Below are 22,984 nucleotides of genomic sequence, written 5' to 3'. Positions count from 1 at the left end.
GGTACGGCCTCTCCATCTTTGGCCAGCCTGATCCAATCGGAGAGCACCACGCGCGAGGCCCGGCCCTCGGGTCTCGCGCGCAAACCATACGGCCAAGCACGTGGTCGGGCGCGACGCCCCCCATCACGCCCCTTGCCGCGGCGGTGGCGCGATCCGGCTGAACGTCCGCCCGGTCTCCTTCACGCAGGCGGGGCAGGCGGTGCGGGCCGCGCTGCTCTACGTGACCGAGGACCGCACGATCGAGGGGCTGTTCGGGAGCCTATCGGCCGTGGAGCGCATCGTGCTCGGCATCCTGGCGACCCGGCACGGCCGCCGCTTCCTGTATCCACGGCGGCAGGCCCGCGCCCGCATGGCCGCCCCTGGCTCGACGCGCGGCGGGTGACCGCCATCGACGCGAAGGGCGGCTCGGCATGTTCTCGGGTGGCAACCAGCCGAAGGTGGTGCTCGCCCGCGCCCTGGCGCAGGTCCCCGACGTGATCCTCGCCGACCAGCCGACCCGGGGCGTCGATGTCGGCGCCCGTGCCAAAATCCACGCCGCCCTGCGGGCCGCCGCGAGCGACGGGACGGCGGTGCCGGCAATCTCGTCCTACCTTCCCGAGGTGCTGAGCCTATCGGACCGCATCGTCGTCGCGCGGGCCAGCTGCGTCGTCGCCACCTTCGACGCGGCCGAGGCTCGTGAGGAGGCCATCCTGTCCGCCGCGATGACGTGATCGGCAGGGCAGGCGTCCCCGCCAGCGGACGAGCGGGCGGTGGCGAGCATGCCGCATCCCCCTCAGACCTCGGCGCGAATCCACCCGGTCGGTTCACGTCCAAACCCCGGACTAACATTTAATGCGCATTTTTAGCCGGCTCGATCGATACACTGTTGTTTCGATTTCCGAGATGCGGCATGCTCCTTTTAAGTACTGAATTTCTAGGAAGCGAGGCGAAGCCTGTAAGCAATCGAAAGGTGAATCTGGCCGTTATAGTTTCGAGATGGCGCCATTTCTGTAATCTATATAATATACATGCAGAATATTTGTATTGATATGCAGCGCGACTTCGTGGTGTAGTTAAGTGTCAAGTATATTAAAGTCTGATAGTATTATTACATATAAGTTACTCTGTTAAAAAGTAAAACATGCGGTTACATTGTAAAAACTGAAGATAAACTGCTGCTCGTCGTCAGTGCATCACTTTCGGATGCAGGCGCTCCTTGATGCGTTCCGGTAATCCACTCCCTTTCATTCATAGAGAGCAGTGAAGGATTCCGTTTGATGCTTTACAATAGTCCTGCGTCGCGGCGGATCGCTCGCTGTCTTCGCTCCGTCACATTGCTGCTCACCGCCACGCTCGCGACGCCCCTGTCAGCGCAGAATGCCGTCCCGCCGAATGCGGAAACCGGTTTCGGGGACGGCCGGGTGTCCTCCTTCTACACTTGGACGGAGCGATTGGCCGGTCGTCCGGGGACGCTCCTGCGCAGCGAGGCACTCGCCCCGGAACAGGGCCTGTCGGAGGCCAGCGAGCAGCGCCGCATCCTCTACACCTCGACCGACGGCGTCACCAGGGAAGGCCTCGTTGCGGTTTCCGGCGCGCTGTTCCTGCCGAAGGGAAACCCGCCGGAGGGCGGGTGGCCGCTCATCGCCTGGGCGCACGGCACGGTCGGCATCGCGGATATCTGCGCGCCCTCCTGGGCCGGCCGCAGCTACCGCGACAACGCCTATCTCAACGAATGGCTTCGCAAGGGATTCGCGATCGTCGCGACCGATTATCAGGGGCTCGGCACGCCGGGGACCCACCCCTATAATCAGCTCCGGCCGGAAGCCTACAGCGTCCTCGACAGCATCCGAGCCGTCAAGGCGGCCGAACCGCGGCTCGGGGCCCGATCCGTCGTGATCGGCCAGTCGCAGGGCGGCGGGGCGGCCTTCGCGGCAGCGGCCTATCGTGCGGCTTATGCCCCGGAACTCGCGCTTGCTGGTGCGGTGGCGACGGGTACACCCTACATCACGCTGGCCCTCCTGGCATCCATCGCAAAAAACCAGTCCGACAAGGTCGATCCGACGATCGCCTATCACTTCTACCTGGCCTTGACGTTGGGCGATCCGGCCGAGGCCAAGCGCCTGTTCTCCGAGGCCGCGCAGCCGGTCATGGCGGCGGTGGGCGGCTCCTGTATCGCGGCCGCCCAGGCGGACATCCGCTTCGCGCAACTGACCCCGGCCAATACGCTCAACCGGGCCGGGCTCGCGGCGGCGGTTCCGCGTCTCCTGACGGTGATGCGCTATCCGACGCTGCGGCCGGACGTTCCCGTCTTCCTCGGCATCGGCGGGAAGGATGCGGATGTTTCGCCGCTCGCGCAGATGCAACTCGCGCGCGACAGCTGTGCAGCCGGAGCGACTATCAGCGTCCGCCTGTATCCGGATCTCGATCATTCGGGCGCCTTCGCCGCGTCGCTGCCCGATGCGCTCGCCTTCGCCCAAGACCTCATGGCCGGCAAACCCGCCCCGTCCAACTGCGCGGACCTGCCCGGCTGAAGGCTCCCGACGCCGCACGCCCCGATCTGGCAGGGCGGGGCGATGCCGGCGATCCCGCGAGAGATCACGGCCGCCGATCCTCAGCGTGGCGCGGCCTGAGGCGGAGGTGGGGCGCGGCGCGGAAACCCTGTTTCCCCCTCAGGCCGGGTCATCGCGCAAAGCACGCTCGTATCAAGAAAAACAACAAGAAAGACATTCGATTTATCCAAGTTGACGAAAGTACGGGGGCAATCATGAAGCATCTATCGCGTCTCGCGCTCGGACTCGTCGCGTTGAGTACTTTGCCCGAGAAGTCGTTCGGGCAGGCCTTCCTGAAGGTCGACCCGGCGCCCGAACAAGCCGCCGTTCTTCCGGGACGTCCGGCCCCCGGCACCCCGCCGCCCCCGCCGACCTTCGCCCTCGACGGCTTCGCGCTCACCTCGACCCTGTCGGTCGGCGGGTTGTTTCGCACGTCCCCGTTCGATCCGAGTCTGGTCGCCATCTCGAACGGGGGGACGGCGACGAGTGCGAACTCCGATGACGGAACTCGGAACTTCGATCCCGGGCTCGCGCTTGCCGGCTTTCGCGGTCGAAGCGCCCTGACATGGGCTCACGGGCCGTGGGAGGCCAAGCTCGACGGCGTCTACTACGCCAATTACGTCAATTCGAATGGAACGACGTTCATCTCCCCCCAGGTTCATCGCGAACTCGGATGGGGCGGATATCTGAACGACGGCTGGGTCGGGGTGAAGGTCGGCACGCCCGACCTGCCCATTTCCATCCGCCTCGGAAACCAGTTCCTGCGCTGGAACGTGACGTCGTTCGCCCTTGGCGCGCAGATCATCAATCCTCAGATCGCCAGCCGGATCTTCCTGGCGGGCGCAGGATTGGAAGACTCGCTCCGCGCGATGCCGATGCTGAGCGTGTCGATGAAGCGGCCCGGAGACTGGGGCTTCGAGGCGTTCTACAAGTTCGACTTCGCGCCCACCGAACTCTCACCGTGTGGATTCTTCACGGCGGTGAACGACTATCAATGCTCGGGCGGGCGCGTCCTGAACCTGACCGGGCTCATGCCCGACCGGGGACAATCGCTCGTCACACCGCTCACGCCCTTTGGCTCGGCCGTGGCGCGCAGCGCCGACCGCGTCGAGGGCCGGCTGCGGAACTTCGGCATCAACGTGCAGACGCCCGAATTCGGCGGGCCTGCCAAAGCCAGCTTCAATTTCATCGCCGCGAACTACACCGACGTCATCGGCAATATCGGCGTCACGTCCGGCACCCTCGGCGATCTGCGAGGGCAGACGGCGTCGAATTTTTTCGGCGGATCGAGGTTCTTCAGACAATTCAACGGCGACATCGGCCTGCTCGGCATGTCGTTTCGCTCGAATGTGTCGCAAACGACCCGCGTGCGTATGGAATACAACGCGCATCTGGGCCAGCCGCTCCAGTTCGACGACCAGTTGACGATCCGCGGTGCATCGCTCACGGCGGCGGTCGGCGCCACCTGCGGTGTCAATGTCGGCTCGGCGGCCTGCCAGGGCTCGCTCGCCAGAGCGAACGCCAACGCGTTCGTACGAAATATGGGTGGGATATCGGCCACGAACTTCGCTCAGTTCTTCGGCCGGGACCTTGAAATCTCGAAGCCCTACGACCTGTCCCAGTTCGGCGTGGGCGTCGATCAGGTGCTGCCTCCGATCCTCGGGGCGTCCGCCTGGTTCGCGGGCGCGGAGTTCGGCGGCCTGTACGTCCACGGCTACGATCCCTCCTCCACGTCGATCCCGCTCGATCCGGCCTTCACCTCCCCCAGGGCCGGTGTCGCCAACGGGATCGCGACGCCCTTCTCGTACGGCTACAGGCTGCTCAGCCGCATCGTCTACAAGGACGTCGTCGGGCTTCCCAGCATCGCGCCGTCCTTCGGACTCCAGCACGATGTCAAAGGGTTCGCTCCCTACCCCTACGGCCTGTTCTCCCAGGGGCTCGTCAGACTTCGTGCCAGCGTCGACATCGCGTTGACCGAACGGATGATCGCCAACATCACCGGCGTCTTCAGCGTGACGGACAACTACAGGGCCGACGTACTCTCGGATCGAGATTTCGTCCTGGCATCCTTGTCCTACAAGTTCTGAGTCCCGGCTCTGCCGATCATCGCCCGTCGCCGTCCAAGCGCCGCTCTCCCCGGATCGGGGGAGCGGCCGCGGGGGCGGGCCCTCCACCCGCTCGCCGCACGACCAAGCGCCAGGCGGCCCAAGGCCAGCGCGCCGCCGGCACGAAGATAGACCGACGGCGCACCCCAAATCGAAGAAAAACGAGTCCGGAGGACGCCGTGATCGAGCAACAGAGGGCGGCCATGCCCTGGCTGGCTTCCTATCCGCCCGGCATGCCGGGCGCGATCGATGTCGAGGAAGTCGGAACGCTGGTCGAGATGTTCGAGGCCAGCACCGCCCGCTTCGCCGGGCGCACCGCGCTGATCTGCTTCGGCGCCGGCCTCGGTTACGCCCGGCTCGGCGCCCTGGCCCGCGCCTTCGCCGCCTGGCTCCAGGCGCAAGGGGTTGCCAAGGGGGGACCGGGTCGCGATCATGATGCCGAACGTGCCGGCCTACCCGGTCGCGCTCTTCGGCGCCCTCACCGTCGGCGCCACCGTCGTCAACATCAATCCGCTCTACACGCCCCGCGAACTCGCCGCACAGATCAACGATTCCGGCGCCCGCACCCTCATCGTGCTGGAGAACTTTGCCGCGACCGTGGCCGATGCCCTGCCCGGTCTCGGCCTCGACCGCATCGTCGTCGCAGGGCCCGGCGACGGGCTCGGTGCGAAGGGCGCGCTCGTCAATCTCGTGGCGCGCCATGTCCGGAAGGTGGTGCCGGCCTACCGTTTGCCGCCGGGGCGCGTGACGCGCTTCGCCGCCGCCCTGAGAACGGGGCGCCGCCTGCCCCTGACCCGCGTGCCGGTGGCCCCGGAGGATCTCGCCTTCCTGCAATATACCGGCGGCACCACCGGCGTGGCCAAGGCCGCGATGCTGACCCACCGCAACATCATGTCCAACGTGGCGCAGTCGCAGACGTGGTTCGGGATGCGCGACAGCGACGGGCCGGTGCGCGTGATGGTGACAGCGCTGCCGCTCTACCACATCTTCGCGCTCACCTGCTGCTTCCTGCTGTTCGTCCGCACCGGCGGCACCTGCCTGCTGATCCCCAACCCGCGCGACGCGGACGGCTTCGTCAAGACGCTGAGCCGACACCGCTTCACCCACATGTCCGGGGTGAACACGCTGTTCAACCTGCTCAACAATCATCCGGGCTTTGCAAAGCTCGACTTCTCGCGCCTCGACTTCGTGGTCGGCGGCGGCATGGCCGTGCAGAAGGCGGTCGCAAACCGCTGGAAGGCGATTACGGGCGCGACGATCATCGAGGGCTACGGCCTGTCCGAGACCTCGCCGGTGGTGTGCGTCAACCCCTGCGGTCTGGACGCGTGGTCCGGCACGATCGGCTATCCCGTGCCCTCCACCGAGGTCTCGATCCGCGACGCGGACGGGAGGCCGGTGCCGACCGGGGAGGCGGGCGAGATCTGCGTGCGCGGTCCCCAGGTCATGGCCGGCTACTGGAACCGGCCGGACGAGACCGCGAAGGTGATGACCGCCGACGGCTTCTTCCGCACCGGCGACGTGGCGGTGATGCGGGCGGACGGGCAGGTGCGCATCGTCGACCGGATGAAGGACATGATCCTCGTCTCCGGCTTCAACGTCTACCCCAACGAGGTCGAAGACGTGCTCGCCGCCCATCCGGCGGTGCTCGAATGCGCGGTGGTGGGCGTACCCTGTCCGGATGCGGGCGAGATGGTGACGGCGCATGTGGTGCTGCGCGACGACGCGGTCACGGCCGAGACGATCCGCAGCCACGCCCGCACGCAGCTCACCGGTTACAAGGTGCCGCGCAAGATCGTGATCCATGAGAGCCTGCCGAAAACCAATGTCGGCAAGGTTCTACGCCGCGCCCTGCGCGAAAATGGATAATTCGCACGCCATATAACGCGATCTCCTGAATGTATCAGGAAAAAGCACGAAAGCATTCAGATTTCATTTGGTGAGCAACTAGCGTCGGGGAACAGTCATGAGCAGGCTTGGATTCAAGGCACTCGCCTATCTCGGCGATTCGACGACCGATTCCGGGGAACTATACAGGTTGACCTCGATCGCGATCGGGATCGGTCTGCCCGTCTCACCCCCTTATGCCAAGCAGTTCTCGAACGGTCCCGTCTATGCCGATCAGGTTCCGGACTTGCTCGGTGTGGAAGGTGGGCGAGATCTGAACTTCGCGGTCGGCGGCGCGCAGGTCATTCCGAACGAGACGGTTGTCGAACGCTTTCTCGGCTCAAAAACCAACGAGATCCTGACGGACTTGTCCTGGGGCAAGCGGCGTGAGGCTCTGGAGACCACGATGGATCTCGAAGGTCAGGTCGGGCGGCTGCTCGATGCGACCGAGTCGATGGACCGTTCCGAGATCGGCGTTTCCATCTTCGCGGGCCTCAACGACATCCTTGCGCTCTACAATCGCGTCGGCCTCGACGAAGCGATGCAGCAAATGGACAGCTTCGTCGCAACCTTGACGCAGGCCATGTTCGAGGATGTGAAGATGCTGTTCGACAACGGCATCGGCACGGTCATTCTCAACCTGCTGCCGCCCGGCGGGATCTTCCCGCACATCCAGGGGGAGGGAGCGGACGTTGCCAGCTTCGGCGATATCCTCTCCGAGAAGATCAACACCAGCTTCCGCTCATTCGCCGATGCCCTTCCCGATGACCACGATCTGCGCATCGTGGATATGGGGCTCATCTTCGACGAAGTGCGGGACGATCTCTCCACCTATGCTTTCCAGACTGCGACCGAGCCGCTCTATGATGGGATCGGCAGCGCTCTCATCCCGATGCGGCATGCCGGTTCATGGGACATCCCAAGGATCAGGTGATGTTCATGGACGAGGTCCATACGACCGCCCCGTTCCAGGAAATCATGGCGGTCTTCCAAGCGGAGTCGCTGACCTCGACCGTGACCGTCGGCGGCGATGATGGCGACGTGTACACCCTGACCGCGGACGACGACTTGGTCTTCGGTCGTGGCGGCGACGACGTCATCCGAGTCGCGCGCGGCGATGACGTGGTGCTGGCCGGACGGGGCGACGACTTCGTTGATGGCGGCGAGGGATCGGACCTGCTCTCGGGCGGCAGCGGCAACGATGTCATTCTGGGCCGCGAAGGCGACGACCTCATCGCGGGCGGCAGCGGTGACGACGTCCTGTATGGCGGCAGGGGCAACGACTTCATCATCGATGGAGACGGATCGGACCGAGCGCAGGGCGGCGACGGGAACGACATCTTCCTGTTCACGCAGCCCTCGTTGATGGGCGGGGTCAGCGACGACCTCGACATCTTCGACGGGGGGAACGGATACGACACCCTGTTTCTCAGGGTCGAAAGCGGCTTGCTGGCCAAGACGAAGTTCAATGACTTCTTCGGAATCAGCAATGCGTCGATTCTGGACAAGCTTGGAGTCGAGGCAAAGAACATCGATCATATCGAATTCATCGGATACGATGAACATCCGAAAGAGATCGCGTCGGTATCCGACGGCATGCAGGCGCGCCTGACCGAGGCCGAGCTTTGGAATTTCGTCTGATCGCCGCGAGCGAGGTTCGGGCTCCTCGTGAGGGCGGAGAATTGTCGTCCCGAACCCGCCTGACGTCCGAGGGCACCCGCCGTGCACGCACGCTGGATGCCCTCTCTTCGAACGTCGGTGGTCGGGTGCTCCGCGTCATGACGCGGGGCGCACCGCTTGGAGGACGCCGTCAGTCGGGCTTTCTGCCATCTTGCGGCAGGGCCGCCAGAATCGCAGCCATCGACGCATCGATGCCGAACTTCAGACCCTCAGGCGTCCATCCGAGCCGCACGATCACGGCCTCGTGTGAGGGGAAGATGCCGACCACTTGACCGTTATGCCCCTGGGCGAAATAGGCGTCCGCGGGTAGGTGCGGGAAGCGACGGCCGACCCCGTCGCTGTCGCGCCCGTTCAGCCAGAAGCTGCCGCCGTAATTGCCGCTCGCATCGGCCGCACCGACAGGCGCGCAAACGAAGTCGATCCAGGCCGTCGGCAGCACCTCGCTCGATCCGACCCGCCCGCGCGCCAGGAAGAGTTGGCCGAACTGTGCCCAGTCCCGTGCCGTCGCGTAAATGTACGAGCTGCCGACCGGTGTGCCGCTGGTATCTTCCTCGAAGGTTGCGCGGGTCATCCCGGCGGGGGCAAAGAGCCGTTCGTGCATGTAGCGCTGCGCCGCCTGCGACCCGCCGAGGCGGTCGGTCAGGAAGCGCGCCAGGATGTTGGTCGAGCCCGAGGAATAGGACCAGCGCTCGCCGGGGCTCGCCACCAGCGGCTTGCCGGCTGCGAAGCCGGCCATGTCGTCGGCGGCGAACAGCATCCGGGTGCTGTCGTTTCCGGCGGTGTAAGTCTCGCCGAAGGAGAGGCCGCTGGTCATCTGCAACAGGTGGCGGACGGTGATCCCGCGGCGTGGGTCGCCCTGCGGCCATTCGGGCGCCGCGACGGGCTCGTCAAGCGAGACCCGGCCATCCGCGAGTGCCAGGCCGGCGACCGCAGCCGTGACGCTCTTGCTCATCGACCAGCCCAGAAAGGGCGTATCGGCCGAGAATTCCGGCGCATAGCGCTCCGCGACGATGCGGCCGCGGTGCATCACGACGATGGCGCGGGTGTCGTCGGTGCGGCTGCCCCATGCAGCCTCCACGGCGTGCTGCACGGCCGGATCGATCGCGGATTCGTCCGCCCGCACGGCCGTGACGGCGGGAATGTCCGTGGCCGCGCGTCGGTCGGTCTCCAGAACGAGCGCGCAACCGATGCCGGGGCGATAAGCGGCCGTATGCTCGGCCAATCCGAGGAATGTCACCGTCGCCGTCTTGGCCCGTTGATCCGCCGAGATGCGCATCAACCGTGTCAGCCACGAGATCGGATGGAGATCCTGCGCCGCGACGGCCTCGGCGGTCCGTCCGGCCACGAACATGCCCGAGCAAACCGTCTTGGCCGAATAGGCCGTTCCGACCCACAGCTTCTGCAGGAGGCCGGGCCGCTCGCTGCAGCCGGCCAGGGTCACGGAGACGAGGGCGGCGACCGCCAGCGTTCGGCTGTGCGACGGAGAGAGAGGTGCCATCACATCGCCGCCGGATAGAGCGCGACCCCGCCCGCGATCAGACTGAGACGATCATATTCGGTCGCCGTCATGTGCCCTGTCCCCCGCACCATTCTTCGCGGGTATCATCACGCAGATCTGTGATCGAAACAATAGTGTTTCTATGCGGGATCGACGGGCAGGATCGACGCCAGAACCGTGTCCACCACAGCTTCGATGAAATCGTCGGTCGGGGGGAATTGGAGGAGCAGCGTGCGGTGCCAGATCGGGCCGAACACCTGATAGGCGATGTAATCGGGGCGGCAGCGGGACGTGACCCGCCCGGTGCGTTGGGCTTCGCTCAGAAGCGCGATGAGCGGAGCGTTGCGGCGCCTGTCGAGCGCTTGCGCGGCGTGTCGGAGATCCTCGTTGGTCGTGGAGGCCGCAAACAGGTGGCGGAAGAGCGCGGCGATCGCCGGGTCACTCAGCAATCCGGCGATGCCATGCGCGCACCGCAACATATCGGTTCGCAAATCGCCGGCATATTCGATCTGCGGATTGGCCTCGATCAGAAGCTTCGTCACGATCCCCTCGAGGATCGGCGTGATCGTATTCCACCTGCGATAGAACGTTGCGCGGGACACGTTGGCCACTTGGCAAACGCGCTCGATCGTCAATTCCGCAGGATCACCCTGCCGCACGATGGCAATACCCGCATCGATCAGCCGGGGAAAGACGGACTCGCTGGAGGGTCTGCTTCGCCCGGTCATCTTTGCTGGCGCGGACACAGGACATCTTTCATCGTCACACTGACCGAACCTGCAACCTACAGCATCGATGCAGCCTTTGGACTTCTGTCGGCTCGTTGAACATCATTCTAGGTCGTGACGAGGAATGAGGGAAGTCAGTTTGGGGGCAGGACGGCTTTGGGCGACGTCGTGACCCCGACGTCGAATCGCCGGGGTCTTCTCGTTGTGCGAAGCGCCCCACTTAGGCACGCCGCGATGCGGATCGGCTCCGGAGCTACGCAGCGGGCAGGAAGCGGCTGAGGGCTTCATGGAACGGACCGGGCGCCTCTTCCGCAACGAAATGCCCGCATTCTTCGACAAGCACCTCGCTCAAGTGCTCCGCTCGATCCCTCAAGGCGCTGCCGAGCCGGCCCGCGACGCTCTGGCGTCCCGCCACGGCCAGCACGGGCATTGCGAGCTTCCTCCCGGCGAACGAGGCCGCGAGGGCGGCATCCCGAGGCAGGGCGCGATGAAGTGAATCCCGCCGGGCGCGGCGTAGCGACGAGCATACATGGCATGACGAATGCTTAGCTTCAGGCGGCTGACATCACGGCATGCCGGCCAGCCATGGCTTGCCCTTTGACGAGGCGGTGACGTTCGAGCGTGACCCACATCCCTTCGCAGGTTCGGTCCATCCCTCACGGCGGATCAGGCGGCACCGAACGTCCTCTTGTCGTCGTTGCAGAGGATGAGACGGCCATCCGCGCAACACTCTGCGCCGCGCTGTCTCGCGAGGGCTTTCATGTGATTTCCGTCCCAACCTGCGATGATGCTCTCACATGTCTTCGCACGACGCCTGATGTGCAGGCGCTGATTACGGACGTGATTACGCCGGGCTGCGTCGATGGATACGAGCTCACGCGGATCGCCAGCATAGAGTTCCCGCACCTCGCCCTCCTCATCACCTCGGCGCAGAGCCAGCCCCGGCATGGGGATATCGCTCTGGGGGCTTGGTTTCTCGCAAAACCCGTCGATTTGAATATTTTGGGGGGTGTCGTCCGTGAATGCTTGGAGGCGGCTCATCGAAAGGCGTAGCGTTTTATACGGTATATCTTCAATGTTGCGCGACTGTCGAGAATTGCTTCTGCCGGGGCGGCGCATGTCGTGTCTAGAAGGTTGCCATCTTTTATTGCGCGGCATGCGCGGTTTCAATATTGGAATTATGCATGTCCAGTTGAGGTGAAATTACTCCAATGTGGATATTTATTGCAGTAAGTGTTTTCAGAGCGAGACCGGCCGGCGAAGCGGCCCAATCGAAGGGAACGTGATCACGTGCGCGAGTCTTCTTCTCTCATCCGCCCTGTGATCCTGTGCGGCGGATCGGGTACGCGGCTGTGGCCGGCATCGCGCGAGAGCATGCCCAAGCAGTTCGCCCGCCTTGTCGATCCGGAGCAATCCACCTTCCAAGCGACTGCGCGCCGCGTCGCCGAGCCCGGCCTGTTCGCCCGGCCCATCGTGATCGCGGCGGCCGAGTCCCGTTTCATCGTTGCCGAACAGCTCGCGCAGGCGGGGCTGTCTGCCGACATCATCCTCGAACCGCAGGGGCGCGACTCGGCCGCGGCCGTGGCGGTCGCGGCTCTCCACAGCGCCCGGACCGATCCGCAGGCGATTGTGCTCATCATGGCCGCCGATCACGTCATCGACGACGCCGAGGCATTCCGTCGGGCCGTCGAAACGGCGGCCCAGGGAGCACGCGCCGGCTACACCATGACACTGGGCATCGAACCGACCCGCGCTGCCACGGATTACGGCTACATCCGCCGCGGCACGCCCCTGCCAGAGGCGGAGGGGGGCGCCCGAGGTGCCTGCGCGGTCGAGCGCTTCGTCGAGAAGCCGGATGCCGACGGTGCCGAACGGCTCATCGCCGAGGGCGCGCTGTGGAACTCCGGCTACTTCCTGTTCCGAGCCGATGTGATGATCGCCGAACTCGACACCTTCGCCCCGGATGTGCTGGCGGGGGCCCGCGTGGCGCTCGAGACAGCGACGACCGATCTCGACTTCGTGCGCCTCAATTCGCAGGCCTTCGGGCAGGTCCCGAAGATTTCGATCGATTATGCGGTGATGGAGCGGACAGGCCGGGCCGGTGTGCTGCCCGTCTCCTTCGCTTGGTCGGATGTCGGCACCTGGGACGCGGTCTGGGGTGTTCTGGAACGCGACGCGGAGGGCAACGCGTTGCGAGGCCGAGTCGAGCTGATCGGCACGCGAAACAGCCTCGTGCACAGCGCGAGTGGGGGCCTGACCACGGTGGTCGGCCTTGAGGACGTGGTGGTGGTGACGACGCCCGACGCCGTGCTGGTCGCCTCCAAGGCGCAATCGGGTCGGGTGAAGGAACTGGTCGGGCAGTTGCGGGCGAAGGCGCATCCGGAGGCCGATGCGCATCTGCGGATGTATCGGCCCTGGGGCTGGTATCAGCGCATCGACATCGGCGAGCGCTTCCAGGTCAAGCGCATCATGGTCACGCCGGGCGGCCGGCTCTCGCTGCAGAAGCATTACCATCGGGCCGAGCACTGGGTGGTGGTGAAGGGCACCGCCGAGGTCACGGTCGATGAGCGCGTGGTGCTGGTCCACGAGAACGAGGCGGTCTACCTGCCGATCGGCTCGATGCACCGCCTGACCAATCCCGGAAAGATCCCACTGGAGCTGATCGAGGTGCAGGTCGGCTCCTATACCGGCGAGGACGACATCATCCGCGTCGAGGACATCTACGGGCGCTGAGACCCGCGCCCAGAGGCCCCAACGGAAACGCCACCGCTCGCGAGCGCCGGTCCCTGTCGATCAGGCCTGCGCCCGCCCCGGCCCCGGCTCGATCGCCGTGGGACGGGAGGCGCGCTGGCCCAGCGGTTGCCGTCGGATCGGCCGGGCCAGCGGGACCGGCGATTCTATGACAAATAGACGAACGCGTTCTCTCCGGAAAAACACACCTCGAAATCGTAAGCCGACACGGCCCTGAAGAAGTTCAGGCTGGTTTTGTCATAGGGCTGTAACGAGTCGTGCGTTTCGATGATGATGAGCGGCACGCGGCCGATCCATTCGGTGTTTTCGGAAAAAAGCTGCCTCTCACCGCCCTCGATATCGATCTTCACGAGCAGCAGGCTCTCCCAGGCGGCTTCCTCTTCCACGATCTCCGGAATCGTCACCGTGTTGGTGAGACCCGACGCAACCTCGGACGACGGGGTGCTCTGTTCCGAAAAGCGGAAGGCCCACATATCGTCGGCGGGATTGTCCAGTTTGACTGTCGTCTTATGGCTCCAGACGGCGGCATGAACACATTTGATCGCTGAATCGCCGCGCGTGTTTTTTTTGAGCGCCTCGAAATTGTCCGCGGCGGCTTCGATCGCAACGATCCGTGCGAGCGGGAACATCTTGCGCCACCACAGCGTAGCCATGCCGGAATTGGCGCCGCAATCGATAATCAATGGGCTTACGCCAAGGCTTACGAGATGGTTGTAACGCTCGAAAATTCCGGATGACTGAGCAAAACTGTCGAGGGCGTACTCGCCCATAGCAAATATCTGCATGAAAACATTGATATCGGTGGATTTTCTCCTGATGTGAATCGATTGGCTCAACCCAGGAACGCTGATTTCGTAATGGTTTTTCTTCGAAATACCGGAATATGCATCATACAAGAGCCGGGAAGCGGTCGGGAGACCTAAACACTCCACGGCACCGAGCCATCGAGACACGTTTCTGCCAACCTTGTAGGATCGCTCACCCATGAAGACTATTCTCCTATGAATCCTCGTTCATCCGCAGCAATTCCCGGACCAATCCAGTGTTTTCGCCAGAACGGCCCGTTTTCAGGCGGAGTTTCTGGTTGGGCGGGATGCCATTCAGCGTGAATTTTCTTTGCAGCGGAGGGGCGGATAGCCTCGATACGGCAGGCAAATCGTTGCGATTGGTCGTTGCCGGAATGTATTAGCCTGTCGAGGCGGGCGCCTCTGCGCATTGCCCAGAAAACGGGCTTCGCCATTCGATGCATCAAGGCGGCGCTCGGTCAGCCCCCTGGGATGCCATCGAGCGCAGATGCGGGCGCTTTTCCTCGGCCCGGCGCCGCGATGACCCGGCCGTTCGCCGGCGACGGCGTGCAGGGGCCGCCCGGGTCCGGCGCTGCTGTAGAGCCTGCTGCGGGCAGAACGAAATCATGATGTTTCGTTGATCTCTAAGAAACCATTCCCCGAAGCGCCGATCGTTTTCCGCACATTTCGCCCTCGAATCGGGGCGGATTCAGATTTTCTTATCAGCGAACCGCCAAGCCTCTGACGAATATATTGCACAAGACATCCGATCATTGAGGAGCGGACGATGCCGGCCCCGTCAGGATACGCTCTGGTTTACGCAGACGAGTTCAGTAACCTCAGCGTCTCCGCGAACCGGACGGCGGATGCGAACTGGTATAGCGGGCAAGCCTGGGGCGGCGCCTTCGGCGGGGCGCGCTTCGTGCCCGCCAATGCCAGCAACGCACCCTTCTCCATCGTCGAGAAGGGCGGCGAGACGGCTCTGCGCATCCACATGACCCGCGACGCGAACGGGCAGTTGCAGAGCGGTCTGATCTCCAACACCTTCCCGGACGGCACCAGCCGGACCGTGCGCGACGGCGACGCTTACGGCTACTACGAGGCCCGCCTCTGGCTCCCGGACGGGAAGGGCGTCTGGTCGGCCTTCTGGTCGCTCGAATCGGAGCGGCTGTCCGACACGCGCGACCATGTCGTCGAAGTGGACGTCATGGAGAACTACGGCACCGCGATGCCGACGCAGTATTCGAGTGTGGTGCACGACTGGGACTGGGCGGGCAAGACCCTGGAAGGCCATACCAGCGATTACGCCCGCGCCAATCCGGGGGCCGGCGTCGTGTCGTCGGGCTGGCACACCTACGGCGTGGAGATCACGCCTGAGCGGATGACGTTCTACTTCGATGATCATGCCTTCTGGACGAAGGCGACGCCGGCCACCCTCGATACCGATCCGATGTTCATGATCAACCTCGCGGCTGGCGGCGGCTGGGCGATCGATCCCGACCTGACGGACGCCTCACTCTACGTGGACTACTTTCGCGCCTACGAGGCCCGGCCGATAAGCACGCAGCCGCAGGGACCGCTGCTCAAGGGGACGGACGGCGACGACACCCATATCGTCACCGATGCGAACACCCGGATCGTCGAGAGCGCCAAGGGCGGCAACGACACGGTCCGCAGCAGCGTATCCTACGCGCTGCCCGACAACGTCGAGAAAATCGTTCTGCTGGGCAAGACCGACATCAGCGCGACCGGGAACGGGCTCGCCAACGAGCTCTACGGGAACGACGGCGCCAACGTGCTGTCGGGCCTGGGCGGCAACGACCGCATCTTCGGCGGGGCCGGCAACGATGTGCTGCTCGGCGGTGCCGGGGATGACCGGCTGGCCGGCCAGAACGGCGACGACGTCCTGATCGGCGGCGCCGGGGCCGACCGCCTCTACGGCGATGCCGGCGCCGACCGGTTCGTGTTCCAGACGGTCACCGACTCGCCGGTTTCGGGGCGCGACACCATCGTCGGTTTCTCTGCGGCGCAAGGCGACCGCATCGACCTCTCGCAGATCGACGCCAACGCGCTCTTGGCGGGTGAGCAGCATTTCGCCTTCATCGGGTCCGGGGCATTCAGCGCCCCCGGCCAGCTCCGCTTCGAGAAGGGGGTCCTCTCGGGCGACGTCAACGGGGACAAGCTGCCCGACTTCGCGATCGATCTCCTCGACGTGAAGATCCTCACGGCCGAGGGGCTGCTCCTGTAATCGCTCGGGGGCAGCGCCGGTTGGCACGACTCATGGTAAAGGAATCCTTTACGACGCGCGCAGTGACGGCGTCGGACGAGGAGCCTTTCCGTGCAGAATCGCGACCCGCTCTGGTACGACCGCGCCGAACCTGAGGAGGAGCCGGGGCTCCTGCTGACGACCGTGGCGATCCTGTTCGTGGGCGCCCTGGACCTCTACAGCCTGCCGTATCGCCTCTGCCAAGCTTTCACGGGCCGGTTCGTGCGCCGCGTCGTGCGTCCCGCTCACCGTCCCTGACCTTTCGCGCGCCGGCGGCCGAGGGCCGCCCTGCCATTTCCTGGCAACCCGCGACGCGTCGGGATCATCGTTCTCGACGTGATGCGCTTCCCGGCCCGGTGCGACCAAGCATTCCGGTGTGCCAGGTCGATTTGCGGCACGACAAATCCCCCATATCTGTTCTGATCACCCTCCGAAGAGCCGTCGCTTCGGAGCGGGAAAGATTTATTCATGGGTGGTCGTCATTATCGCGGCGCGATAGGGCCTAGTCATCGGACCGTCCGCGGGCGTGGGTCGGCATCGTGGCGTTGGGCCACGGCCGGGTTACGCCGGGAAACGGAGAGCAAGTGATGGGAACGATCACGATTTGGGCGCTCTTTGCCCTCTTTGGAGGCGTGTGCGCCCGCTACGTCTCCGTGATCGGCTTCGTCCTGACCGCCCTGGGGATCGTCGCTTTCCTCGCCCTGATGAATGCGCTGACCGGCAGCGACACCTTCGGCGCGGGGGTGCTGGCCGGCGGTTTCGTGGCCCTGCAGGTCGGCTATTTCGTCGGCCTGTTAGCGCTCGTGCTCGCCCGGCACCTTGCGCGCCTCCTGTTCAAGAAGGATCTGCGCCCGGTTGAGAAGGGCGATCTGCACATCAAACACGACTGACGGCCGCGCGGCGGGCACCCTCCGCCGGTCAGGGTGCGTCCGGCGCCTTGCGGGCGAAGGCCCACACCATGACGGGATAATCGGGCTCGTTGGCGAGCGAGCCGAAGAAGCCGCGCTTGCGCCATGTGCGGAGATTGCCCACGAGGCAGGCACGATTCCCCCAGGCCTGGGCGCGAATGTCCTCCGCCGCGAAGCCGCATTCCTGCAAGAGGTAGCTCAGCCCGTCCGGGGTCCAGCGCGAGCAGTCGATCGGCACCCGGTGGATGCGCACGAGGAAGGGCGTCGCGATGACGAGGTGCCCGCCGGGCTTGAGCATGGACCAGACGTTCCGGCCAGCTCGGTAGGGCCAGGGCAGATGTTCGAACACCTGATCGGCGATGATCAGGTCGAATTGGCGCGGCAGCGTCTCGGCGCAGATGTCGAAGCCCGGATACTCGGTGTTCTCGTAGCTCTTGAAGGCGAGATCGCGCGTCCACTGATTGCCGCCGGAGATTTCCAGCACGTCGAGCGTCTCCGGCCCGAGCGATTGGATGAAGGCGAAGCAGTCGCGGTACATCGCCGAGCGGACCCAGTCGGTGGTGTCGTAGCCCAGGCCGCGGATCGCCCCGCGCAGTTTCTCCCAAAGCGCGGGCCGCTGCCAGATGGCGTCGAGAAGGGGGGCGATGATCATCCTGGACGAATCCTTTTGACACGACGGGGCCGGTCGCGCCCGCCGCGGCGGAGCCAACCCCTGGATCCTTGCACGACGCCCGCGGCTTCCTGTCCGCGCGGCGAGCGATCCCGGCAGTGAGAGGCCCGGCTCCTCATCGGCGGATCAGGCGGCGCAGGCCGACGAGATCCTCCCGAAGGCGCGCGCCCTCGAGGAGGAACAGGACGACGAGGTAGCCGGCGAGACCGGCGACGAGCCCGAGGGCGACGCGCGGGATTTCGGTGGGAGCGCCCTGCACGATGAGGTGGCAGGCAAGACCGGCGGCGAGCCCTGCGAGTGTGGGCGCCAGTATCGCCCGCAGCAGCGGTCCGGTCGGCGACAGGCCGATCCGGCCGGGCGCCCGCAGCATCAACGCGGTGAAGAGAACCTGCGCGACGCCGATGCCCCAGGCGACGCCGAACGGCCCGAGCCACGGGCCGGGCAGCACCGCGGCCACCCGCGCGACGACGAGCAGAAGCGAGAGGCGAAACACCATCCAGCCCGCCCCCTTGGCGAGCAGGAGGGCGCCGCTCTGATGCGCCACCGCGTTCAGCGCGTAGAACGGGATCAGGATGCTCAGGATCGTGGCGGCGTCGTTCCAGTCGGGCCCGAGGATCCGCAGGATCAATCCGGGCACGACGGCGGCCGTGAGAAAGGCCACCGGCGCCAGGAGGAGGCTGAGGATGTGCACGAGCTTGGCATGCAGGCACGCGAGATGCGCGTCGTCCTCGCGCAGCGCATGGGCGTAGAGGGCGCCCCAGAGCGGGCCCGATGCCGCCTCGCAGACGAAGCGCGGCACTTGGTTGGCGAAGGTGAAGGTTCCGAGAGCCGCAGGCCCGAAGCTGCGACCGAAGATCAGGTTCTCCACCAGGCGGCCGGCGAAATCGACGAGACGGCTGCTGACCAGTGCGCTGCCGGTGGAGACATGCGCCTTGAGCATCGAGGGCCGGAAGATGAAGCTCGGCCGCACGAAGGCGATAAGGTTCAGGATGCAGCCGCGCACGAAATAAAGGGTGACGTACTGCGCGGCGAGGCTCATCGCGCCCGCGCCCTTTAGGGCGAGCACCACGGCGACCGCCGCGCCGAGCAGGTTGCCGGCGAGATCCGCCCCCGAGATCGCCGCGAGCCGGCGCTCCCGCGTCAGCCGGGCGTAGGGCAGCACCGAAACGGTGACGAAGAGGAAGCTGACCGAGAGCAGCGCCATCACATCCGCGACCCGCGGCTCGCGCGAGACCCGCGCCAGGATCAGCCCCGACCCGGCCACGGTGAGTGTGAGGCCGACCCCGACCATCAGGACCAGCCAGAAGGCGGTCGACCAGATCTCGTTCGAGCGCGTCGGCTCGCGGGCGAGGGAGGCGCCGAGGCCGCCATCGGCAAGGGTCATGAAGAACGCGATCGTGGGCAGCGCCAGGGCGTAGACGCCGAACTCGACGGGGCCGAGCAGATGCGCCATCAGCGGCAGCATCACCAGTTGCAGGCCGATCTTCACGAGGTTCACGCCGCCCCCGGCCAGCACGTTCACCGCGAGCGTGCGGGAGCCGCTGCCCGGCGGCGGCGCGGCCGCCAGCACCTGCGCCTGCTCCGCGATCAGGGCCGGATCCGGGACCGCCTGGGCGGCGGGCTCCGGAAGCGGGGCGAGGGCCTCCGACGGCAGGACCCGTTCCGGATCAGACGCCGTGCCGCGATTTGGGGGATGCTCGCTCTCGACCTTCATCCTGAAGCGCACCCTCTCGCTGAACCCGATTTCCGGATGCGCGGGATCGTTCGCAGTCGCACGATACTGCAAGCGACTCGACGAAGTTCAGTTCTGTTCGGCATCATGAAGCCTAGGCTTGCATAACAACCTGATTCTGTCCGCTTCTCGACAAGGGCCGGATACGCAGCGACTTGATCGATGATTGCTCATGCTGACGACATCTTGTCCGGCATGCCTTGCATCCTAGCGGCTTCCCGCCGATGATGCATTGCAAAATCCATGCACAAGTCCGGCCGCGGGCCGTCCGCGGGTGATTTTGCAGGCAGGCGTACCGTGCCGGGCGCCGCTGATCCACAAGGACCGTGCACATTCAGGCAGGTGTGCTGTTGCAGGCGGATGCGCAGGAGCCCCTCGTTGCCGAAGCGGACCGCACCGGGGGATCCTGTGCCGCCCGCCCGCTGCGCGTCTTCGTCCACTTGGCGGCCGACAAGGATGCGGTGGCCTGGCGCCGCGCCTGGCAGGCGGGCACCCTAGTCGGCGTCAACGAGGAGACGCCCTACGGCTACGGTCGCGCCGAGCGAATGGGCTGCACGCTCGCCTTCGCGCGGGCCCATCGCGAGAATCCGGCGGCGCGATTCCTGCGGCTCGGGCTTCGCGTCCTTCTGGGCTTCGACCTGCTGCACGCCCTGCGCCAGGGCCGGGCGCTCGCCGAGGCCGAGGTGGTCTGGACGCATACCGAATCGCAGTTCCTCGCGGTGGCCGCCGTCCACGCCGTCCGGGCCGAGCGGCCGAAACTGATCGGGCAGAGCGTGTGGCTGTTCGACCGGTGGGAGCGCCTCAATCCGTTCCACCGGATGCTCTATCGCCGCCTGATCCGGCATGTGGACGTGCTCACGGTCCATTCCACCGAGAACCTCGCGGTCGCCCGGGCGCTGTTTCCCGGCAAGCGGGTGATGCATGTGCCCTTCGGCATTCCCTCCGAGCGCGTCGCGGTGCCGGTTCGACGATCCGGCAGGCCGCTGCGCATCCTGGCGATCGGCAGCGACCGGCACCGCGACTGGGCCTGCCTCGTCGCGGCACTCGACCGTTTGCCGGAGGCCTCGGCGGTCATCCTGTCGGGCACGGCGCCGCGCCGGCTCGCGCGTGGGCGGCCGAACCTGCGTGTCACCCGCGCCCGCACCAATGCCGAGCTCGCCGCGCATCTCGCCGAGGCGAGCGTGGTCTGCGTGCCCTTGAAGCCCAATCGCCACGCCAGCGGCATCACGGTCATCCAGGAGGCGGTGCTCGCTGGCCTGCCCGTGGTGGCGACCGCCGCCGGAGGGCTCGAGGACTATTTCGGCGCCGATGCCGTCGGCTACGTGCCGCCGGGCGATCCGGCCGCCCTCGGGGCAGCGCTCCTGGAGGTCTCGGCCGATCCCGAGGCGGCCCACGCCCGCGCCCAACGGGCGCAGGCGCGCATGATCGAGGCCGGAATCGGGGCCGAAACCTACATCCGCCGCCACGTCGATATCAGCCGGGAGATGCTCAACCGATGAAGGCTCCGACCCTGCGCGCCGCGCGCGTCCTGATCGCCCTGGCCGCCACCCAACTCGGCCTCCGGCCGGCGGCGGCCGACGAGGCGCTCGACCTCTGCGCCTACAAGCCGGTCTTCACGGAGGAATTCGACCGCCTCAGCGTCAGCCCGCGGGTGCTGAACGGGACACGCTGGATCTCCCACACGCCCTGGAACGGCGATTTCGGCGATGCCCGCTTCGTCGACGACGCACCGGCCGGCCCCTTCTCGATCAAGGACGGCATCCTCCACATCACCGCGCGGCGGAACGAGGCGGGCCAATGGCGCTCCGGCCTGCTCGCCGCCTCGGACGGGACGGGGGCGGGGTTCGGCCTGCGCTACGGCTACTTCGAGGCGCGCATGCGTCTTCCGCCGGGGCCGGGCACTTGGCCCGCCTTCTGGCTCGGCACGCAGCGCCCGAACAGCGACAAGACCCCGAGCATCGAGATCGACGTGATCGAATATTACGGCCACTCGGATGCGGCCTACTCGGCGGCGCTGCATGTCTGGTACAAGGGCGAGGACAAGAAGCGCACCACCAACACGGTGCAGAAGATCCCGGTGCCGGCCGGCTCGCTCCTCGACGCCTTCCACACCTACGGCGTGCGGGTGACGCCCGAGACCATCACCTACTATCTCGACCGCAAGCCGGTCTGGCGGCGTGCCACGCCGCCCGAACTCGACAAGCCCCTGTTCCCCCTGGTCAACCTCGCCCTGGGTTCCGGCTTTCCGATCGACAGGACGCCCAATCCCTCGGTGCTCCTCGTCGATTATGTGCACGTCTACGCCCCGGACCCCGAGGGTCGGGCGGCACGTTGCCCGGCGCATTGACGGTGCGCGAGGGCCGCCGCGCGACGCGGTCCGGCACCCTGATCGGTGACGTGCGCCATACAGCTCAGAATTGTATGATGATTTCGGTGTCCTTGAGAAAGGCGACCTCGCCTTCTCAGCCGGCAAAGGAGGCGTACGGGGCGAAATCGGGCAATGTCTTGTTGGTTCTGGCTGGAACACCGCCGACCAAGACACACTCGGCAACATCTTTGGCGACGACGGCCCCCGCTGCCACGATGGAGTTCCGGCCGATCGTAACGCCCGGCAGTATGATACAGCCCGCGCCGATCCATACGTTGTCTTGGATGACAACTGGCTTGTGGTAAGAATTTCGTTTGTTGGCCTGGTGATTAAACCAGTGACCCGCTGTTTCGATCGAAACGTTTGGCCCGATGTTGCATCGATTTCCGATATGGATTGTCGCCTTCGATGCAAAGATCCTGCATTGATACCCAAAAAACAATCGTCACCGATCGTGATATGCTTGATCGCCGGCCTCCTCAGGCTGAATTCCAGTATGAGTTGGCCGGATATGCGGCTTACTGTGCCAACATTTAACCCGGCAATACGAAAAATGGACGTTCTTATATGATCAAAAGTATGAAATCCCGGAATTCTGTTTGCCAAACTGAATATGACATACCGGATCAGCTCTGTGACAAGAAGCATGTCTTAGTCTCGCCCTGGGCAGATTGCTCTCGGCTTCTGAGTGTGGCGTTTGCGCCGACCAACAGAATCGACGTCAGCTCTCAAGCAACCCCCGCGCTAGTCAATACGAAATTAGACTGAGTGCATCGACTGCAAAACGACCCCAAAAGTCCGATATTCAGGGAAACAACTAGAGATTTTAGTTCTTGATCATATACTTAAGATTTAGCTATGCGATGCATCAGCTATTTTTATCAGGTGGAAGGATTTTTATTTCATGATTGATATTGGTATGTATAATATCAGTTGGAACATAGCGACTAATATCGGGCATACAAAGTCTATGAATGATAAAGTGCGCTATAGAATTCAACAAATTTACTCACATCATCAAGCTCACGAACTTTTGCCCGAGCAGCAGACAGCTTTTTATGGAGCCGCGTCGAAGCCTGAT

The 22,984-nt window shown here is 65.0% G+C and carries 20 protein-coding genes and 1 pseudogene; 15 read left to right on the top strand and 6 right to left on the bottom strand.

From position 1 onward, the window contains the following. Positions 1 to 100 precede the first annotated feature (100 nt). From ASF53_RS07740 to ASF53_RS07710, 7 genes and pseudogenes are all read left to right on the top strand, one after another. The gene (locus ASF53_RS07740; RefSeq protein WP_056196523.1) at positions 101 to 382 is read left to right on the top strand and encodes a hypothetical protein; all 282 of its coding nucleotides are present in this window, start codon (positions 101 to 103) and stop codon (positions 380 to 382) included. A 28-nt stretch (positions 383 to 410) separates the two neighbouring features. Next, positions 411 to 710 carry a hypothetical protein gene (locus tag ASF53_RS07735; RefSeq protein WP_056196521.1) on the top strand — a complete coding sequence of 100 codons (300 nt, stop codon included), beginning with the start codon at positions 411 to 413 and terminating at the stop codon, positions 708 to 710. Between the two features lie 690 nt (positions 711 to 1,400). Further along, the gene (locus ASF53_RS07730) at positions 1,401 to 2,510 is read left to right on the top strand and encodes an alpha/beta hydrolase (RefSeq protein ID WP_200943183.1); all 1,110 of its coding nucleotides are present in this window, start codon (positions 1,401 to 1,403) and stop codon (positions 2,508 to 2,510) included. A 281-nt stretch (positions 2,511 to 2,791) separates the two neighbouring features. Beyond that, entirely contained in the window at positions 2,792 to 4,615 is a 1,824-nt protein-coding gene (locus tag ASF53_RS07725) for a DUF1302 domain-containing protein (RefSeq protein WP_162242219.1), read from the top strand. Positions 4,616 to 4,836: 221 nt separating this feature from the next. Beyond that, positions 4,837 to 6,499: pseudogene (locus ASF53_RS07720) on the top strand (AMP-binding protein). Positions 6,500 to 6,596: 97 nt separating this feature from the next. Beyond that, on the top strand, positions 6,597 to 7,451 hold the full coding sequence (locus ASF53_RS07715; RefSeq protein WP_056196504.1) for an SGNH/GDSL hydrolase family protein: 855 nt from the start codon (positions 6,597 to 6,599) through the stop codon (positions 7,449 to 7,451). Further along, entirely contained in the window at positions 7,451 to 8,158 is a 708-nt protein-coding gene (locus tag ASF53_RS07710; protein ID WP_056196500.1) for a calcium-binding protein, read from the top strand. Before ASF53_RS07715 ends, ASF53_RS07710 begins: the two co-directional genes overlap by 1 nt. A 169-nt stretch (positions 8,159 to 8,327) precedes the next feature. Here ASF53_RS07710 and ASF53_RS07705 read toward each other — a convergent pair whose 3' ends face one another. The 3 genes from ASF53_RS07705 to ASF53_RS25600 form a co-directional block, all read right to left on the bottom strand. Next, complete coding sequence (locus tag ASF53_RS07705) at positions 8,328 to 9,695, bottom strand: serine hydrolase domain-containing protein (RefSeq protein ID WP_056196497.1); 1,368 nt, start codon at positions 9,693 to 9,695, stop codon at positions 8,328 to 8,330. Positions 9,696 to 9,835: 140 nt separating this feature from the next. Next, complete coding sequence (locus ASF53_RS07700; RefSeq protein ID WP_156635432.1) at positions 9,836 to 10,441, bottom strand: TetR-like C-terminal domain-containing protein; 606 nt, start codon at positions 10,439 to 10,441, stop codon at positions 9,836 to 9,838. Between the two features lie 235 nt (positions 10,442 to 10,676). Then, a complete protein-coding gene (locus ASF53_RS25600; RefSeq protein WP_156635430.1) occupies positions 10,677 to 10,853 on the bottom strand; it encodes an alpha/beta fold hydrolase in 177 nt (58 codons plus the stop codon). A gap of 191 nt (positions 10,854 to 11,044) precedes the next feature. Between ASF53_RS25600 and ASF53_RS24795 the strand changes: the two genes are divergently transcribed. After that, on the top strand, positions 11,045 to 11,476 hold the full coding sequence (locus ASF53_RS24795) for a response regulator (RefSeq protein WP_082482556.1): 432 nt from the start codon (positions 11,045 to 11,047) through the stop codon (positions 11,474 to 11,476). Between the two features lie 237 nt (positions 11,477 to 11,713). Next, positions 11,714 to 13,156, top strand: coding sequence for a mannose-1-phosphate guanylyltransferase/mannose-6-phosphate isomerase (locus ASF53_RS07685; protein WP_056196484.1), 1,443 nt, complete (start codon positions 11,714 to 11,716; stop codon positions 13,154 to 13,156). Positions 13,157 to 13,320: 164 nt separating this feature from the next. On the opposite strand, the gene ASF53_RS24790 is transcribed toward ASF53_RS07685, so the two are convergent. Beyond that, a complete protein-coding gene (locus tag ASF53_RS24790) occupies positions 13,321 to 14,160 on the bottom strand; it encodes an FkbM family methyltransferase (protein ID WP_082482554.1) in 840 nt (279 codons plus the stop codon). 586 nt (positions 14,161 to 14,746) lie between these two features. On the opposite strand from ASF53_RS24790, the gene ASF53_RS07675 reads away from it, so the two are divergent. From ASF53_RS07675 to ASF53_RS07665, 3 genes are all read left to right on the top strand, one after another. Continuing rightward, entirely contained in the window at positions 14,747 to 16,207 is a 1,461-nt protein-coding gene (locus tag ASF53_RS07675; protein WP_056196478.1) for a family 16 glycosylhydrolase, read from the top strand. Positions 16,208 to 16,297: 90 nt separating this feature from the next. Further along, the gene (locus ASF53_RS07670) at positions 16,298 to 16,483 is read left to right on the top strand and encodes a hypothetical protein (protein WP_056196474.1); all 186 of its coding nucleotides are present in this window, start codon (positions 16,298 to 16,300) and stop codon (positions 16,481 to 16,483) included. 329 nt (positions 16,484 to 16,812) lie between these two features. Continuing rightward, positions 16,813 to 17,115 (top strand): hypothetical protein, encoded by a 303-nt coding sequence (locus tag ASF53_RS07665; protein ID WP_056196471.1) that lies wholly within the window; start codon positions 16,813 to 16,815, stop codon positions 17,113 to 17,115. A gap of 28 nt (positions 17,116 to 17,143) precedes the next feature. On the opposite strand, the gene ASF53_RS07660 is transcribed toward ASF53_RS07665, so the two are convergent. Further along, positions 17,144 to 17,785, bottom strand: coding sequence for a class I SAM-dependent methyltransferase (locus tag ASF53_RS07660; RefSeq protein ID WP_056196468.1), 642 nt, complete (start codon positions 17,783 to 17,785; stop codon positions 17,144 to 17,146). A 133-nt stretch (positions 17,786 to 17,918) separates the two neighbouring features. After that, positions 17,919 to 19,517, bottom strand: coding sequence for an oligosaccharide flippase family protein (locus tag ASF53_RS07655; protein WP_056196465.1), 1,599 nt, complete (start codon positions 19,515 to 19,517; stop codon positions 17,919 to 17,921). A 344-nt stretch (positions 19,518 to 19,861) separates the two neighbouring features. On the opposite strand from ASF53_RS07655, the gene ASF53_RS07650 reads away from it, so the two are divergent. The 3 genes from ASF53_RS07650 (at position 19,862) to ASF53_RS27070 (ending at position 22,474) form a co-directional block, all read left to right on the top strand. Further along, positions 19,862 to 21,034 carry a glycosyltransferase gene (locus ASF53_RS07650; protein ID WP_286134209.1) on the top strand — a complete coding sequence of 391 codons (1,173 nt, stop codon included), beginning with the start codon at positions 19,862 to 19,864 and terminating at the stop codon, positions 21,032 to 21,034. Continuing rightward, positions 21,031 to 21,882 (top strand): glycoside hydrolase family 16 protein, encoded by an 852-nt coding sequence (locus ASF53_RS07645; RefSeq protein WP_056196461.1) that lies wholly within the window; start codon positions 21,031 to 21,033, stop codon positions 21,880 to 21,882. Before ASF53_RS07650 ends, ASF53_RS07645 begins: the two co-directional genes overlap by 4 nt. 70 nt (positions 21,883 to 21,952) lie before the next feature. Then, the gene (locus ASF53_RS27070) at positions 21,953 to 22,474 is read left to right on the top strand and encodes a hypothetical protein (RefSeq protein ID WP_502690565.1); all 522 of its coding nucleotides are present in this window, start codon (positions 21,953 to 21,955) and stop codon (positions 22,472 to 22,474) included. The last annotated feature ends 510 nt before the right edge of the window (positions 22,475 to 22,984 follow it).

It is taken from the genome of Methylobacterium sp. Leaf123 (assembly GCF_001423405.1).
Taxonomy (GTDB): Bacteria; Pseudomonadota; Alphaproteobacteria; order Rhizobiales; family Beijerinckiaceae; genus Methylobacterium.
Note: the sequence above shows the minus strand (reverse complement) of the source record. Positions and strands in the feature narration are given on the sequence as shown.

Excerpts from the sequence above, each read along its gene's own strand:
- ASF53_RS07735 (WP_056196521.1), top strand. The coding sequence starts at position 411 with ATGTTCTCGGGTGGCAACCAGCCGAAGGTGGTGCTCGCCCGCGCCCTG.
- ASF53_RS07715 (WP_056196504.1), top strand. The coding sequence starts at position 6,597 with ATGAGCAGGCTTGGATTCAAGGCACTCGCCTATCTCGGCGATTCGACG.
- ASF53_RS07710 (WP_056196500.1), top strand. The coding sequence starts at position 7,451 with ATGTTCATGGACGAGGTCCATACGACCGCCCCGTTCCAGGAAATCATG.
- ASF53_RS07705 (WP_056196497.1), bottom strand. The coding sequence starts at position 9,695 with ATGGCACCTCTCTCTCCGTCGCACAGCCGAACGCTGGCGGTCGCCGCC.
- ASF53_RS25600 (WP_156635430.1), bottom strand. The coding sequence starts at position 10,853 with ATGCCCGTGCTGGCCGTGGCGGGACGCCAGAGCGTCGCGGGCCGGCTC.
- ASF53_RS24790 (WP_082482554.1), bottom strand. The coding sequence starts at position 14,160 with ATGGGTGAGCGATCCTACAAGGTTGGCAGAAACGTGTCTCGATGGCTC.
- ASF53_RS07675 (WP_056196478.1), top strand. The coding sequence starts at position 14,747 with ATGCCGGCCCCGTCAGGATACGCTCTGGTTTACGCAGACGAGTTCAGT.
- ASF53_RS07665 (WP_056196471.1), top strand. The coding sequence starts at position 16,813 with ATGGGAACGATCACGATTTGGGCGCTCTTTGCCCTCTTTGGAGGCGTG.
- ASF53_RS07660 (WP_056196468.1), bottom strand. The coding sequence starts at position 17,785 with ATGATCATCGCCCCCCTTCTCGACGCCATCTGGCAGCGGCCCGCGCTT.
- ASF53_RS07655 (WP_056196465.1), bottom strand. The coding sequence starts at position 19,517 with ATGAAGGTCGAGAGCGAGCATCCCCCAAATCGCGGCACGGCGTCTGAT.
- ASF53_RS07645 (WP_056196461.1), top strand. The coding sequence starts at position 21,031 with ATGAAGGCTCCGACCCTGCGCGCCGCGCGCGTCCTGATCGCCCTGGCC.